At 57.3% G+C, this 16563-nt stretch carries 13 protein-coding genes; 5 read left to right on the top strand and 8 right to left on the bottom strand.

From position 1 onward, the window contains the following. Positions 1–114 precede the first annotated feature (114 nt). Complete coding sequence (gene mfd, locus PU624_RS15365) at positions 115–3558, bottom strand: transcription-repair coupling factor (protein ID WP_283545681.1); 3444 nt, start codon at positions 3556–3558, stop codon at positions 115–117. A gap of 228 nt (positions 3559–3786) precedes the next feature. After that, positions 3787–3996, bottom strand: a complete 210-nt coding sequence (locus PU624_RS15360) for a hypothetical protein (protein ID WP_090962155.1) — start codon at positions 3994–3996, stop codon at positions 3787–3789. A 247-nt stretch (positions 3997–4243) separates the two neighbouring features. Between PU624_RS15360 and lolC the strand changes: the two genes are divergently transcribed. From lolC to pepT, 5 genes are all read left to right on the top strand, one after another. Continuing rightward, the gene (lolC, locus tag PU624_RS15355; RefSeq protein ID WP_283545680.1) at positions 4244–5443 is read left to right on the top strand and encodes a lipoprotein-releasing ABC transporter permease subunit LolC; all 1200 of its coding nucleotides are present in this window, start codon (positions 4244–4246) and stop codon (positions 5441–5443) included. Continuing rightward, positions 5436–6140 carry a lipoprotein-releasing ABC transporter ATP-binding protein LolD gene (lolD, locus tag PU624_RS15350; RefSeq protein WP_283545679.1) on the top strand — a complete coding sequence of 235 codons (705 nt, stop codon included), beginning with the start codon at positions 5436–5438 and terminating at the stop codon, positions 6138–6140. Before lolC ends, lolD begins: the two co-directional genes overlap by 8 nt. After that, positions 6140–7384 carry a lipoprotein-releasing ABC transporter permease subunit LolE gene (gene lolE, locus PU624_RS15345; RefSeq protein ID WP_283545678.1) on the top strand — a complete coding sequence of 415 codons (1245 nt, stop codon included), beginning with the start codon at positions 6140–6142 and terminating at the stop codon, positions 7382–7384. The genes lolD and lolE overlap by 1 nt, the downstream gene beginning before the upstream one ends. 146 nt (positions 7385–7530) lie before the next feature. After that, entirely contained in the window at positions 7531–8364 is an 834-nt protein-coding gene (gene cobB, locus PU624_RS15340) for a Sir2 family NAD+-dependent deacetylase (RefSeq protein WP_283545677.1), read from the top strand. Positions 8365–8599: 235 nt separating this feature from the next. Then, positions 8600–9829 carry a peptidase T gene (pepT, locus tag PU624_RS15335; RefSeq protein WP_283545676.1) on the top strand — a complete coding sequence of 410 codons (1230 nt, stop codon included), beginning with the start codon at positions 8600–8602 and terminating at the stop codon, positions 9827–9829. Between the two features lie 69 nt (positions 9830–9898). Here the strand turns inward: pepT and PU624_RS15330 are convergent, their stop codons facing one another. From PU624_RS15330 to mnmA, 6 genes are all read right to left on the bottom strand, one after another. Continuing rightward, entirely contained in the window at positions 9899–11026 is a 1128-nt protein-coding gene (locus PU624_RS15330; RefSeq protein ID WP_283545675.1) for a ribosomal protein uL16 3-hydroxylase, read from the bottom strand. A gap of 57 nt (positions 11027–11083) precedes the next feature. Continuing rightward, on the bottom strand, positions 11084–12544 hold the full coding sequence (gene phoQ / locus PU624_RS15325; RefSeq protein ID WP_283545674.1) for a two-component system sensor histidine kinase PhoQ: 1461 nt from the start codon (positions 12542–12544) through the stop codon (positions 11084–11086). 2 nt (positions 12545–12546) lie between these two features. Further along, positions 12547–13215 carry a two-component system response regulator PhoP gene (gene phoP, locus PU624_RS15320; protein WP_003849836.1) on the bottom strand — a complete coding sequence of 223 codons (669 nt, stop codon included), beginning with the start codon at positions 13213–13215 and terminating at the stop codon, positions 12547–12549. A 104-nt stretch (positions 13216–13319) separates the two neighbouring features. Then, a complete protein-coding gene (purB, locus tag PU624_RS15315; protein WP_283545673.1) occupies positions 13320–14690 on the bottom strand; it encodes an adenylosuccinate lyase in 1371 nt (456 codons plus the stop codon). 44 nt (positions 14691–14734) lie between these two features. Further along, positions 14735–15376, bottom strand: a complete 642-nt coding sequence (gene hflD / locus PU624_RS15310; RefSeq protein ID WP_283545672.1) for a high frequency lysogenization protein HflD — start codon at positions 15374–15376, stop codon at positions 14735–14737. 42 nt (positions 15377–15418) lie between these two features. Continuing rightward, the gene (mnmA, locus tag PU624_RS15305) at positions 15419–16531 is read right to left on the bottom strand and encodes a tRNA 2-thiouridine(34) synthase MnmA (protein WP_283545671.1); all 1113 of its coding nucleotides are present in this window, start codon (positions 16529–16531) and stop codon (positions 15419–15421) included. Positions 16532–16563: the final 32 nt, after the last annotated feature.

The raw sequence follows: 16563 nt of genomic DNA, 5'->3' as shown, positions 1-16563 counted from the left end.
CCACACAGCACGACATAATATAAGTAATGAAAAAGGCGCATCGGATGATGCGCCTTTTTTTGTGTTCCTCTCCCGCGCTTTACCGATTAGCTCAGCAATGCGCGGGCAGGAGGGTTACGCCTGATGCTCAGCCAGTTGTGAAACAAAGCCCTGCACCCACTCCATACGAATCTTTCTTTCCGACAGCTCACGGGTGAATCGCAGTCGTGTCGGCCCATCCAGCTTCCACTGCTGAGGCTCTTTCTGCAGCAGGCCTATCAGCCAGGCCGGATCCACGTTGTTTTTCGGCGCAAAATCGAAATAACCGCCTTTGTCACTGGCTTCGATCTTACGCAGACCCACAGCGCGGGCCTTCAGCCGGATAATCGCCACATCCAGCAGGTTACGCGCCGGATCGGGCAGCAGGCCGAAGCGGTCAATCATCTCAACCTTCAGTTCCTGCAACTCCTCTTCAGCTTCTGCGCTGGCGATGCGTTTATAGAGTGAAAGACGGGTGCTGACATCCGGGATAAAGGTCTCGGGCAGCAGGGCGGGCATCCGCAGTTCGACTTCCGTCTGGTTGCTGGTGAGATCTTCCAGTGACGGCTCACGTCCCTCTTTCAGGGCATCGACCGCATTCTCCAGCAGTTCCATATAGAGTGTGAAGCCCAGCGTCTCCATCTGTCCGCTCTGCTCATCACCCAGCAGCTCGCCGGCACCACGAATCTCCAGGTCGTGCGTCGCCAGCGCAAAACCGGCCCCCAGATCTTCCAGTGAGGCGATCGCCTCCAGGCGCTTATGCGCATCAGCGGTCATCGACTTCGGATGCGGCGTTAACAGCCAGGCATAAGCCTGATGATGTGAACGGCCAACGCGACCGCGCAGCTGATGCAGCTGTGCCAGACCAAAGTGATCGGCCCGCTCAATGATGATGGTATTGGCGGTCGGAATGTCGATCCCGGTTTCAATAATGGTGGTACAGACCAGCACGTTGAACCGCTGATGATGGAAATCGTTCATCACCCGTTCCAGATCGCGCTCACGCATCTGGCCATGACCAATCGCGACACGCGCTTCGGGCACCAGATCGCTGAGACGCTGTGCTGCTTTCTCAATATTTTCAACGTCGTTATAGAGGTAGTAGACCTGGCCGCCACGCAGAACCTCACGCAGGATCGCTTCGCGGATCACCAGATCGTCGAATTCCCGCACAAAGGTTTTTACCGCTAAACGGCGGGCAGGCGGCGTGGCGATAATAGAGAGATCGCGCATGCCGCTCATTGCCATATTCAGCGTACGCGGAATCGGCGTTGCGGTCAGGGTCAGAATGTCCACATCGGCACGCATCGCCTTGATACGCTCCTTGTGACGCACCCCGAAGCGGTGTTCTTCATCGACAATCAGCAGGCCGAGATCGTGCCATTTGAGGTCGCTCATCAGCAGCTTATGGGTGCCGATTAAAATGTCGATCTTGCCCTCGCTGGCCTGTTCCAGCACCTGCGCCTGCTCTTTGGCGGTACGGAAACGGGAGAGCATCTCAATGCGGACCGGCCAGTTGGCAAAGCGATCGCGGAAGTTATCGTAATGCTGCTGTGCCAGCAGGGTTGTTGGTACCAGCACGGCGACCTGTTTATGGTTTTCGATTGCCAGAAACGCCGCGCGCATTGCCACTTCGGTTTTACCGAAGCCGACGTCGCCGCACACCAGACGGTCCATCGCCAGCGGCTGGCACATGTCACTCAGCACCGCGTTGATTGCCTGTGCCTGATCCGGTGTGGTCTCAAACGGGAAGCTCTCGCAGAACAGCTGATACTGCTCACGATTGTGCTTAAAGGCAAAGCCGGTTTTGGCGGCGCGCTGAGCATAGATATCCAGCAGCTCAGCCGCCACATCACGCACTTTCTCCGCCGCTTTCTGCCGTGCACGTGACCAGGCATCGCTGCCCAGTTTGTGCAGCGGGGCGTTATCGTCCGCGCCACCCGCATAGCGGCTGATCAGATGCAGCGATGAAACCGGGACATAGAGTTTGGCGTCGTTGGCGTAGGAGAGCATCAGGTATTCTGCCTCAATGCCGCCCGCTTCTAACGTCGTCAGGCCGATATAGCGCCCGACACCGTGCTCCAGATGCACCACCGGCTGGCCGGGACTCAGCTCCGCCAGATTGCGGATCAGAATGTCCGGATTGATGGTGCGACGGGTATCCTGACGGCGACGGCTGACGCGTTCACCCAGCAGATCGCTTTCGCAAATCAGCGCCCGGTTGCCCAGGATATCAATGAAGCCGCGCTCGCTGGCACCAATCATCAGGCTGAAACGATCGTCAACGGTTTCATCAAGGCGATGCACCGGCTGAGGACGCAGTTTAATGCGGGCCAGCAACTCCTGCAGGCTCTCGCGGCGGCCTTCACTTTCTACGGAGAAGACCACCGCACCGCTGAAGGTCTCAATAAACTGACGCAGATGATCCAGCGGGGCTTTAGCCTGCGCCTGAACGGACAGGTCTGGCAGCGGGATATAACCGAGGTTGGTGTTGGCTGCTTTGGCGGGCAGCACCTCATTGGTCATCTGGATGCGTGGCCAGGCTTTCAGTTCACCCATTAATGCATCGGGGCGCAGCCACAGGGTGACCGGTTCCAGTAGCGGACGCATCGGGTCAACGCGGCGGTTCTCATAACGCGCCTCGGCATCCTGCCAGAAGCGGCTGGCGCTGCCTTCCAGATCGCCGCAGTTCACAATCAGGGTGTTGTCCGGCAGATAGCTGAACAGGCTGGGTAACGGCTGCTCAAAAAACAGCGGCTGCCAGTATTCGATGCCCGCAGGTAGCGTGCCTTTACTCACCTGCTGATAGACATGCTCCGACTCGCGGCGCACATCAAAAATTTCGCGCCAGCGGCTGCGGAACAGCTCGATGGCGGCTTTGTCGCTGGGGAACTCATGCGCAGGCAGCAGGTTAATCTCTGGCACCGCTTCCAGCGTACGCTGACTGTCGACGTCGAACAGGCGCAGGCTGTCGATCTCATCATCGAAAAAGTCGATGCGATAGGGCTGATCGCTGCCCATCGGGAACAGGTCGAGCAGGGCGCCGCGCGTGGCGTATTCACCATGCTCCATCACCTGATCGACATGGCGATAACCGGCCTGCTCAAGCTGATCGCGCAGGCGGTCGCGTGACAGTTTTTGTCCCTGCTTCATCACCAGCGCATGGCCGTGCAGGAAACTGTGCGGGCAGACGCGCTGCATCAGGGTATTAACCGGCATGATCAGCATACCGCGCTGCATCACCGGCAGCTGGTAGAGGGTCGACAGGCGGGCAGAGATAATATCCTGATGCGGCGAGAAGCTGTCGTAGGGCAGCGTTTCCCAGTCGGCGAGGTGTGCCACCGGCAGATCGGTAAACTGGCGGATCTCATCCAGCAGACGCAGGGCGGTTTGGGTATCGGGGGTAATCATCAATACCGGACCAGCATGGCGTTCGGTAATGCTGGCACACTCCACCGCGTGCGCAGCGCCGATTAACTGGCCAAGCTGACGGTGATCGCCGGATTTAACGGGCAGGGTATAACGAGTCTGTTCGGGCATGGGATCTCGGGGTTGCTCCATTTTTCCAGGACGTAATCATTCCATATTATGTCAGGGGGATCACCTTTGCGGCACAATTTTCCTGCCGCGCCGCGCTGAACAAGGGGATCGGTCAGCCATTACCTGGCGTCAGGGGTAATGCAGCGGATAGAGAGAGGATAGACGGAGTCTGGGGAGAGATCGGAAAAAACCACCGTCGCCATCCAGCGACGGGGTTAAACGGGCATTTTATTTTATGGATTGCTGTGTGTAATGCATGCGTGGGCGGTCGATATTTGCCCAGGATAATTCCTGCTCAGGATGATAGCTGAGGTTGCCGTCATCCCACTTCACGTAGTAGCCGGCGGGTGCATCTCCCTGCTCAAAGACGTTGATGATTTCGCCTCTGATCTCCCCGGATTTATGTTTAACGATGCTGCCTTTGGGAAATTTCAACATGGTCGCACCCTCTACTGCATGGCGAAGAATCACCCTTTACTCACTGACTGATTGTAGTCTACTCGCCCTGGCGCTGAATAATCAGTCAATAAGCGGCGGCTTTATCGGCTATTCCGCGGCTTTGACGCTGAAGGTGACGCATCCGGATGCAACTTTGCTGCCGACTCAGAGGGTTAGAGGTTTCATAAAGCCAGCCGCTCCTTTATCATCCCACTACCTATTTTCAGGCAACGGCTTACTGGATTCCATGTATCAACCTGTCGCGCTATTTATCGGTCTGCGTTACATGCGCGGACGAGCATCGGATCGCTTCGGTCGCTTTGTCTCCTGGCTCTCAACGATTGGCATTACGCTCGGCGTGCTGGCGATGGTCACCGTCTTATCGGTGATGAACGGTTTTGAGCGTGAACTTGAAGGCAATATTCTTGGCCTGATGCCTCAGGCGCTGATTACCAGCGACAAAGGCAGTCTCAATCCCCAACAGCAACCCGCCGCCTCGCTGAATCTGCAGGGCGTTAACCACATTGCACCGCTGACCACCGCCAATGTGGTGTTGCAAAGCCCGCGCAGCGTCTCCGTTGGCGTGATGCTGGGCATTAATCCGGATGAAAAAGATCCGCTGACGCCGTTCCTGGTAAACACCCAGCAGAGCGTGCTGCAGGCCGGACAGTACAATGTGATCCTCGGCGAACAGCTGGCGTCACAGCTTGGCGTAAAACGTGGCGATCAGCTGCGTCTGATGGTGCCGTCGGTCAGCCAGTTCACGCCGATGGGACGTGTGCCGAGCCAGCGTCTGTTTACCGTGGCGGGCACCTATGCTGCCAACAGCGAAGTCGATGGTTATCAGATTCTGGTCAATCTTCAGGATGCGTCGCGCGTCATGCGCTATCCGGCCGGGAATATTACCGGCTGGCGGCTGTGGCTGGATAAACCGCTGTCGGTTGACAGTCTGAGTCAGCAGACGCTGCCCCAGGGGCTGGTCTGGAAAGACTGGCGTGAGCGCAAAGGCGATCTCTTCCAGGCGGTGCGCATGGAGAAGAATATGATGGGCCTGCTGCTGAGCCTGATCATTGCCGTGGCCGCCTTTAACATCATCACCTCGCTGGGCCTGCTGATCATGGAGAAGCAGGGCGAAGTGGCGATCCTGCAAACCCAGGGCCTGACGCGCCGGCAAATAGTGGCGGTGTTTATGGTGCAGGGTGCCAGCGCCGGGATTATCGGCACGCTGCTTGGCACGCTGCTCGGTGTGCTGCTCGCCAGCCAGCTCAACAATTTAATGCCGGTGATTGGCCTGTTCCTCGATGGTGCCGCGTTGCCGGTTGATATTAATGTGTGGCAGGTCGTCACCATCGCCCTCAGCGCGATGATTGTGGCGCTGTTGTCTACGCTCTATCCTTCGTGGCGCGCTGCCGCCGTTCAACCTGCTGAGGCTTTACGTTATGAGTAACACTCCTTTGTTGCAGTGCCGCGACCTGTGCAAACGCTATCAGGAAGGCAGCGTGCAGACCGATGTGCTGCGCAATGTGGCTTTCAGCCTCAAGCCCGGTGAACTGACGGCGATTGTCGGCAGCTCCGGTTCCGGTAAAAGTACGCTGCTGCATCTGCTGGGCGGCCTGGATGCGCCGACGTCGGGCGACGTGGTGTTTGATGGCCAGTCACTGAATGCCATGTCCTCGTCGGCCAAAGCCGAGCTGCGTAACCGCGAGCTGGGCTTTATCTATCAGTTCCACCATCTGTTGCCGGACTTCAGCGCGCTGGAAAACGTGGCGATGCCGCTGCTGATTGGTAAAACCGCCAAAGCGGAAGCACAGGATCGCGCCCGTGAGATGCTGGCTGCGGTCGGGCTGGACCATCGCGCTGCGCACCGGCCATCTGAACTGTCAGGCGGCGAACGCCAGCGCGTGGCGATCGCCCGTGCGCTGGTGAACCGTCCACGTCTGGTGATGGCGGATGAACCAACCGGCAACCTGGATGCGCGTAACGCCGACGCTATTTTTGAATTGCTGGGCGAACTGAACGTCCGTCAGGGCACCGCGTTTCTGGTGGTGACGCACGACCTGATGCTGGCAAAACGCATGACGCGTCAGATGGAGATGCGTGATGGTCAGTTAAGCGATCAGCTCACTATGGCAGGAGCGCTGTAATGGGTTCGTCGTTATCCCTGTTGCTGGGCCTGCGCTTTAGCCGGGGCCGCCGTCGTGGCGGCATGGTTTCGCTGATTTCGGTGATCTCCACCATCGGGATTGCGCTGGGCGTGGCCGTACTGATTATCGGCCTGAGTGCCATGAACGGTTTTGAGCGTGAGCTGAACAACCGCATTCTGGCGGTGGTACCGCACGGCGAGATCGAGGCGGTCAATCAGCCGTTTCAGCACTGGCAGTCGATGATTGCCCCGATTGAAAAGGTGCCCGGCATTGCGGCCGCTGCGCCTTACGTGAACTTCACCGGCCTGATTGAGAGCGGGGCCCGGCTGGAGGCGCTGCAGGTCAAAGGTGTGGATCCCGCACAAGAGCCGCGCCTCAGCGCACTGCCACAGTTTGTGGCCGATAACGCCTGGTCCTCTTTTGCCGCCGGTAAGCAGCAGATCATTCTCGGCGGTGGCATTGCGAAATCGCTGAACGTGAAGCAGGGCGACTGGATCACTATCATGATCCCTAACAACGATGGTGATAACAAACTGCTGCAGCCAAAACGTATCCGGCTGCAGGTCAGCGGGATTCTGCAGCTGAGCGGCATGCTCGATCACAGTCTGGCGCTGGTGCCGCTGGCCGATGCGCAGCACTATCTGGAGATGGGAGACAGCGTCTCCGGCATCGCCCTGAAGATGACCGACCCGTTCCAGGCGGTGAAACTGGTGCGCGATGCCGGTGAAGCGACCCGTTCCTACGTCTACATCAAAAGCTGGATTGGCACTTACGGCTACATGTACCGCGATATTCAGATGATCCGCGCCATCATGTATCTGGCGATGGTGCTGGTGATTGGTGTCGCCTGCTTTAACATCGTCTCCACGCTGGTGATGGCGGTCAAAGATAAGAGCAGTGACATTGCGGTGCTGCGCACCCTCGGCGCGAAAGACCGGCTGATTCGCGCCATCTTTATCTGGTACGGTTTGCTGGCCGGTCTGCTGGGCAGCGTCAGCGGCGTGGTCGCGGGCGTGCTGGTGGCGCTGAACCTGACCTCGCTGGTGCGCGGGCTGGAGTCGATTACCGGCCACCATCTGCTGGCAGGAGATATCTACTTCATTGATTTCCTGCCTTCGGAACTGCACTGGATTGATGTGTTCTCAGTACTGATTACCGCGATTCTGCTGAGTCTGCTGGCGAGCTGGTATCCCGCCAGACGCGCCAGCCGAATTGACCCGGCTCGGGTATTAAGCGGTCAGTAATAAAATGCGGCGCGAATCTTTTTCGCGCCGCATCTGTTTAAGACCTTTGCTGTTGGGTAGTGCCCTCAGCAACCGTTACTATCGGGAGATGTTGACCCGGAATCTGTTAAGAGCGGCTCGCCGCAGCTGCTACGCCAGGAGATTTTATGCGTACACCACGTCGCCGCATACGACTTGCCCGCCTGAAGAAAACCCGGAGAAAAGTGCATCAGCGCTTTCGCCAGCGCATTTTTGAGCGCGATCGTCAGGCCGAACTGGCCGCCCATCCTCAGCCGCACGTTGTGGTGCTGACCGGCGCAGGTATCTCAGCGGAGTCCGGCATCCGGACTTTCCGCGCGGCTGATGGCCTGTGGGAAGAGCACCACGTTGAAGATGTTGCGACGCCTGAAGGCTTTCAGCGCGATCCCGCGCTGGTGCAGCGGTTTTACAATGCGCGCCGCCAGCAGCTGCAGGAGGCGGAGATTCAGCCGAATGCCGCCCATCTGGCACTGGCTGAGCTGGAGCAGGTGTTAGGCGATAATTTCCTGCTGGTTACGCAGAACATCGACAATCTGCATGAGCGTGCCGGCAACAACCGGGTGCTGCATATGCACGGTGAGCTGTTAAAAGTGCGCTGTGTCACCAGCGGTCAGGTGATTGAGTGGACCGGTGATATCACGCCGGACGACCGCTGCACCTGCTGCCAGTTCCCCTCTGCGCTGCGGCCGCACGTGGTGTGGTTTGGTGAGATGCCGCTGGGCATGGAGCAGATTTATCAGGCGCTGGAACAGGCCGATTACTTTATCGCTATCGGCACCTCAGGCCATGTCTATCCCGCTGCGGGCTTTGTCCATGAAGCCAAACTGCAGGGCGCGCACACCGTTGAGCTGAACCTGGAGCCGAGCCAGGTGGGCAACGAATTTGCCGAGCGGCATTACGGTCTGGCGAGCGAAGTGGTGCCGGAATTCGTGCATAAGCTGCTGCGCGGTCTTTATAAATAAGCAGGGGCGGCTATAGCCGCCCCTGATTTTTTGCCCGTCTCATCGTGTTAAACCGCCCCCCTGTTGTCAACATTGCGAGGTTTGCCGCAACAATCTTGTCACCAGGCGTTTTTTTCGGGCTTATTGCTTTCCCAAAGGTCATCGACAGCGCTAACCTGTCTGCGAATGATTTTACGCAACGTTGTGACCGCCGGGTCTGTGAATAATACCGGACGGCACTTATAAAGGATGGGCTATGGAACAGTTACTTGAGCGCTTTTTGAGTTATGTGGCAGTTGAGACACAGGCTAAGCCGCAGGCGCGCCAGGTGCCCAGCAGTGAAGGGCAGTGGACGCTGGCGCGTCAGCTGCAGGAAGAGCTGCTGGCGCTGGGTTTTGTCGATGTCACCTTAAGCGATCACTGCTGCGTCATGGGCACCTTGCCCGCCAATGTTGACTGGCCGACGCCGGTTATCGGTTTCATCTCCCACATGGATACCTCGCCTGATTTTACGGCGAAACATGTGAATCCCCAGATCATCGAAAACTATCGCGGTGGCGATATTGCGCTGGGAAATGGCAACGAGATTCTGTCGCCGGTGATGTTCCCGGTGCTGCACAAGCTGATCGGGCATACGCTGATTACCACCGATGGCAAAACCCTGCTGGGTGCGGATGACAAAGCGGGTATCGCCGAGATCATGACGGCGATGGCCCAACTGGCAAAAAGCGATACGCCGCACGGTGCGATCCGCGTCGCCTTTACGCCTGATGAAGAGATCGGTCGCGGCACCTCTCACTTTGATGTGGAAGCGTTCGCCGCTGACTGGGCTTACACCATTGATGGCAGCGATCTGGGCGAGTTCGAGTATGAGAACTTCAATGCCGCCTCGGCCACCGTCAAAATCGTCGGTAACAACGTGCACCCGGGCTCCGCGAAAGGCGTGATGGTCAATGCGCTGGAGCTGGCAAATCAGTTCCATGCCGCCGTCCCGGCCAGCGAAAAACCGCAGTACACCGACGGTTATGAGGGCTTCTACCATTTGCATCAGATCAAGGGCAGCGTAGAACACGCCGAGATGCTCTATATCATTCGTGACTTCGAAACAGAGAGTTTCGAACAGCGTAAACAGACGCTGCTGCAGATTGCTGCGGAGATTAACAAAACCCTGCATCCTGACTGCTCGGTCACCGTTGAGATCACTAACAGCTATCGCAACATGCGTGAAAAGGTCGAGCCGTTCCCGCACATCATTGACCTGGCTTTACAGGCGATGCGTGACTGCGATATTGAACCGGTAGTGAAACCGATTCGCGGCGGCACAGATGGCTCCTCACTGTCGTGGAAAGGGTTGCCTTGCCCGAACATCTTTACCGGTGGCTATAACTATCACGGTAAGCATGAGTTCGCGTCGCTGAATATTATGGCGAAGTCGGTGGAAGTGATTGTGCGTCTGTCAGAACTGGCGGCGCAGAAGAAGGGTTAAATTAAAAAGGCTCTCTGCCACCACGGACAGAGAGCCTTGATTCAGGCGCGCAGGATGGCGCTCTGTGTTTTATTCTTCGTCGCCGAAGAACCAGTAACCGGCATTCACCAGACCGGCGATCTGCGCCAGCACAGCCGGATCATCCAGCGCATCCCCCAGATCCTCCAGCGTGATGCGATAGTGATTCGCCAGAACCGCCATCACATCAGGGCGTGAACACTCAACCCGCTCACCGTTGATATAGACCGCATCACCAATCGTCAGAACACGCAGGCCACCTAACCGGCTCAGGGCATCACCCTGTTGCAGCGCATCATAAATTTCATCAGGCTGATAAGGCGGTTCCGGCGGCGCGACGTCAAGTTCGTGACGTGACTGCGAAATAAATTCGCCAAACCACTGAGCGAAATGCTCAGGCTGATTGACCACATCCAGCATCAGCTGACGCACGCCTTCAATCTCCTGCGGCAGAATCTCCGACGGGCAGTCGCGTGAAGGCACATCCGGATCGCTGAAGCGCAGGCTGCCCAGCTCATTGGCCAGGGCATAATCCGCAAAGCCGCTGATTAATTCGCGGCCGCTGGGTGCGCGGAAACCGACGGAATAGTTCAGAGCGTTTTCCAGCGAGTAGCCTTCATGCGGGAATCCAGGCGGGATGTAGAGAATATCGCCCGGCTCCAGCTCTTCATCGATGATGGCGTCGAACGGCTCTACCTGCAGCAGGTCGGGATGCGGACAGTGCTGCTTGAGCGGCACTTTCTCACCGACGCGCCAGCGACGGCGGCCGGAGCCCTGAATAATAAAGACATCGTACTGATCAAAATGGGGGCCGACGCCGCCGCCAGGCACGGCAAACGACACCATCAGGTCATCCACACGCCAGTCAGGCAGGAAACGGAAAGGGCGCATCAGCGCGGCAGAGGGTTCATGCCAGTGATTGACCGCCTGGACCAGCAGCGACCAGTTGTTCTCTCCCAGATGATCATAGCTCTCGAACGGGCCGTGGCTGACCTGCCATTTGCCATCCTGATGACTGACCAGGCGGCTATCCACCTCGTTTTCCATCGCCAGACCGGCGAGTTCATCCGGTGAAAGAGGATCGACAAAGTCTTTAAAACCACGCTTCAGCACGACCGGGCGTTTCTGCCAGTAGCGCTGAATAAAATCGGGCCAGTTAATATCGAGCTGATAGTCCATAAAAGGGTTCCGCTTAGGGCTGTAAATGCCAGCAAGTATAACAGCCCTGAGGGTTTTCTACTCGCGGTGATGTTCGGGTTCCTGGCGCTGAAAGACCACTTCCATGCGTGTTCCGCCCAGCGTGCTGCTGGAGGCGATTACGTTACCCTCATATTGCTCAAGAATATCGCGCACCACCGCCAGACCGAGTCCCTGACCGGGACGCAGGGTATCGGCGCGCTGTCCCCGGACAAAGACTAAATCGCGTTTGCTCTCGGGAATGCCCGGACCATCATCGTCGATATAGAGATGGAGTGCATTTTCGCTCTGAAAAGCGCTGACTTCGATAAACTCCAGGCAATATTTGCAGGCGTTATCCAGCACGTTGCCCAGCACTTCCATAAAGTCATTCTGGTCGCCAATAAAGGAGAGCTCCGGGGAGATATCCAGCGTAATCGCCACGCCTTTGCGCTGATAGACTTTATTCAGTGCCGAACAGAGTTTGTCGAGCAGACCGGAAACGGAATGGATATCGCGCTGTAGCGGATTGTGGTCGGCCTGCATGCTGGCACGATGCAGATAATAACCGACCTGCTGTGAGATGCGGCTTATCTGCTCCAGCATCACCGGCTCAGCCTGTTCCACCGTCAGCTCTTTGCCGTTACGCAGCGAACGCAGAGTACTCTGCAGCACGGCCAGCGGGGTTTTCAGACTGTGGGTCAGATCAGACAGCGTCGTGCGATAGCGGGTATAGCGCTGCCGCTCATTGGTCAGCAACAGATTGAGGTTGCGCACCAGACTGCGCAGCTCGGCCGGCGGATTATCCGCCAGATTCTCGCGCTGACTGGTCTCCAGTTCACGCACCTGCTGTGTCAGCGCGCCAATCGGTCGCAGACTCCAGTGTGCCGCCAGCCACAGCAGCGGAATAATCAGTATCAGGTTTGCCGCCAGCACGTAGCTGAACCATGACCAGACCACATCAGAATGCTGCAACTCCTGCGGGATCGAGTCGACCACCACGATGGTAAGTGCAGGCAGATTGGTGGTGGCATCGTAACGGTTAACGGCGACCGAGTGGGTAAAGGTATCGTTGCTGTCGGTATCCCAGTCGTTGAGCCGTTGCTTAGCATTCACGTTATTGCCCATCGCCACCATGCTGGTGCGGTTGCTGGTATCAATCTCGTAGAAGTCGGGCTTCAGCAGCCATTCACGGCGGATCTTTTTGCGGATCTCCGGCACATCGCGTTGCTGCCACAGCAGCTTGCCGTGCTCATCGTAAATGAACACCAGCGTCGGGAAGTTGAGCGTCATTCTTTCCGGCTGGGCGATGGTGAGCTTACTGTCATGCCACTGCGCCAGCGTAAAAAACAGATTGCTCTCGCCGCGCATCACGCGATAGGTATTTTTATCGAAACTCACCACATAGCCAATGACCGCGACCATGCCGTAAGAGAGGGAGAGGAACAGAACTATTGCTGCGGAGGCCAGCAGAAAGCGGGCGCGCAGCGAAATAGGACGGTAACGGTTAAACCAGGACATGGTCAGAGGTCAAAGCGGTAACCCTGGCCACGCACGGTGGCGATCACGTCGGTAGGGTGCAACGCCAGAATCTTTTTGCGCAGACGACCCATCAGCACGTCGATGGTGTGGCTTTCGCGCAGTTCAGCGTCAGGATAGAGCTGCAGCATCAGCGAGTCTTTACTCACCACTTTGCCCGCGTTGCGGATCAACGTCTCGACAATGGTGTACTCAAAGGCGGTAAGCTTCACCGGCTCTTCGTTAACCGTCAGTTCACGGCGGGAGAGATCCACCTGAAACGGGGCCATATCGATGATTTGCGACGCATGACCGCTGTTACGGCGCATCAGCGCCTGCAGGCGTGCCGCGACTTCTTCAATATGGAACGGCTTGGTGACGTAGTCATCCGCACCGGCTTCCAGCGCTTCAACTTTCGCCTGCCAGCCTTCACGGGCGGTCAGCACCAGAATCGGCTGGCGCACGGCATCGCTGCGCCAGCGGCGAATCAGCGACATGCCATCTTCATCCGGCAGGCCGAGATCGACCAGTGCGATATCGGGCAGATGTTCGCGAAGAAAATAGTCGGCTTCTTTGGCGTCTTCGGCGGCATCGACCTGATGGCCCATGTCACGTAGCTGGACGGCGAGATGATGGCGCAGCAGGGCATTGTCTTCAACAACCAGAACACGCATAGAAATTCCTTACACTCTGTTTGAGTCAACCTGCAGAAAGTATACGCGAAATGTATTAAACAAGATGTTAACGCAGACCGGACCGGGCCGGTCTGCGGTGGGCATTATTTCAGATCGTCAACCATCTGGATAGCGCGACCAATATAGTTTGCAGGCGTCATCTGCTTCAGACGCACTTTTTCCTCTTCCGGCAGCGCCAGACTGTCGATAAAGGCCTGCATACCGGCAGCATCCACGCGTTTGCCGCGCGTCAGCTCTTTCAGCTTCTCATACGGCTTCTCAATCCCGTAGCGGCGCATCACCGTCTGGATCGGTTCCGCCAGCACTTCCCAGTTGTGATCCAGCTCGTCCAGCAGACGGTCGCGGTTCACTTCCAACTTGGAGATACCTTTCAGGGTCGCCTTATAGGCGATCAGCGCATAACCCACACCCACGCCGAGGTTACGCAGCACGGTAGAGTCGGTCAGGTCACGCTGCCAGCGTGAGACCGGCAGTTTGCTGGCCAGATGCTGCATCACCGCGTTCGCCAGACCCAGATTGCCTTCGGAGTTTTCGAAGTCGATCGGGTTGACCTTGTGCGGCATGGTGGAGGAGCCGATTTCGCCCGCTATGGTCTTCTGTTTGAAATGGTTCAGCGCCACATAACCCCAGATATCGCGATCGAAATCGATCAGGATGGTGTTAAAGCGGGCGATACAGTCGAACATCTCAGCGATGTAGTCGTGCGGTTCAATCTGCGTGGTGTACGGGTTCCAGGTGATCCCCAGCGAGGTGACGAAGTTCTCGCTCAGCACGTGCCAGTCCACTTCGGGATAGGCGGCAATGTGGGCATTGTAGTTACCGACCGCACCATTGATTTTGCCCAGCACTTCAATCTGCTTCAGCTGACGTAACTGACGCTCCAGACGATAAGCAACGTTAGCCATCTCTTTACCCATGGTCGACGGCGTTGCCGGCTGGCCGTGGGTACGTGAGAGCAGCGGAATATCACGGTATTCGCTGGCAAGACCTTTCACGGCGCTGATCAGCTGGTCCCAGTAAGGCAGGATCACGTCACGGCGGGCTGTTTCCAGCATCAGGGCATGCGACAGGTTGTTGATATCTTCTGAGGTGCAGGCGAAGTGGATAAATTCAGAAACAGCGTGCAGGGCAGGGAGATCGGCGACTTTCTCTTTCAGGAAATACTCAACCGCTTTCACATCGTGGTTGGTGGTGCGCTCAATAGTTTTGATGCGTGCTGCATCTGCTTCTGAAAAACCGGCGACAATCGCATCAAGGAAAGCGTTTGCGTCGGCATCAAATGCAGGAACTTCCTTGATCTCTGCGGTCGCGGCCAGTTTTTGTAACCAGCGAACTTCAACCTCAACGCGGAATTTCAGCAAACCGAATTCGCTGAAAATCGCACGCAGCGGGCTGACTTTATCGCCGTAACGACCATCGACAGGTGAGACGGCGGTCAGAGAGGATAATTCCATCAGTGCAACTCCTGATTCATTTAGCAGTGTTTTGCCGCACCGACTTAGTAAGTCAGTGGCAGCCGGGATAAGAGGGTTTTCGCTTCACGCAGCAAACGCTGACGCGAGAACATCAGTTGCAGTCGGCCACCGCCGACCTGCTGCCACAATACGGCAGCGCGGATACCGGCTAACAGAGTGGCGCGAACCTTACTCTGCACCTGCGTATTCTGCAGCACCGCAGGTGAACCGGTGACCTGAATACGCGGACCCAGCGGGCTGATCACATCCACATAGATGGCCGCCATCGCGCTGAGAATGGTGTCTGATTCAAGGTCATAATGCGCCAGCTGGCGATCCAGCTGAGAGATGCGCTGTGCCAGCGTCGCCATGGCGGATTTACTGGCGCTGAGCTTGCGCTCCAGCACCATCATGCTCAGTGTGTAACGCGTCAGTTCAGCGCCTGCGCCCTGACGACTGCTGCTGTTCAGCACCGCCATCAGCGTTTCAAGTCCGAGACGCAGGTTGGCTTCATTGTTGCCAAACACCGCCAGCGTGGAACCAGGATTAAGGTCCAGCACGCTGCGCAAGGAAACGGTCAGCGCCTCTGGCTGGCAGTGACCCTGCTGAGCCAGCTGCTGCACCAGATGGGCGGACTGACAGATGCCCGCCAGCGCCAGCGTAATTTCCTGATAATTTTTCGCCACGGTTACTCCTGTTTACGCGTCATCAACGCGGGCTGAGCCCGCTTACTCCGCCACTAACGGCAGGCGCTGTTCGATAATACCGCCACCGAGGCAGACGTCGCCAAGATAAAACACCGCGGACTGGCCGGGCGTGACCGCCGCAACCGGCTCATCGAAACGCACCTCAATCCGATCGTCGCCGTGTGGAATAATCTCACAGGGAATATCGGTCTGACGATAGCGGGTTTTCACGGTGCAGCGAAGCGGGGCGGTAATCGGCTGGCGATCGACCCAGTGCAGCTGCTGCGCAATCAGGCCAACGGACATCAGACGCGGATGATCGCCGCCCTGGGCGACAATCAGGCGGTTACGCGCCACATCTTTGTCGACCACATACCAGGGATCATCTTTGCTCTCTTTCAGGCCGCCGATACCCAGACCTTTGCGCTGTCCCAGAGTATGGTACATCAGCCCCTGATGTTCACCGACGATCTGGCCTTCCGTGGTTTCAATCTCGCCAGGCTGAGCCGGGAGATAGCGGGCCAGGAAGTCGCGGAATTTGCGCTCGCCGATAAAGCAGATGCCGGTCGAATCTTTCTTCTTCGCCGTGATCAGGTCCAGCTGTTCGGCAATGCGGCGCACTTCCGGTTTTTCCAGCTCGCCGACCGGGAACAGGCTCTGAGCAATCTGCTCGTGACTCAGGGTATAGAGGAAGTAGCTTTGATCTTTGTTGCCATCCAGACCGCGTAACAGCTGGCTCTGGCCGGCTACGTCCTGACGACGCACGTAGTGACCGGTGGCGATGAAATCTGCGCCCAGGTCCTCAGCGGCGAACTCCAGGAACGCTTTGAATTTGATCTCTTTGTTACAGAGGATATCGGGGTTCGGCGTGCGGCCCGCTTTGTACTCTTCGAGGAAATGCTCAAAGACGTTATCCCAGTATTCAGCGGCAAAGTTAACTTTGTGCAGCTTCATACCCAGCTTGTCGCACACAGCCTGCGCATCCGCCAGATCGTCCGCGGCGGTACAATACTCCTCGCCATCGTCCTCCTCCCAGTTCTTCATGAACAGGCCTTCAACCTGGTAACCCTGCTGCTGCAGTAACCAGGCGGAAACGGAAGAATCGACGCCGCCGGACATACCGACGATCACTTTTTTCTGGCTGTTGTCAGACATGACACGCTCGCATTACGATAAAAAAACAGGCG

This window comes from Pantoea sp. Lij88 (genome assembly GCF_030062155.1).
Lineage (GTDB): Bacteria > Pseudomonadota > Gammaproteobacteria > Enterobacterales > Enterobacteriaceae > Pantoea.
The sequence above is the reverse complement of the archived record's forward strand: the minus strand, read 5'-3'. Positions and strand labels throughout refer to the sequence as shown.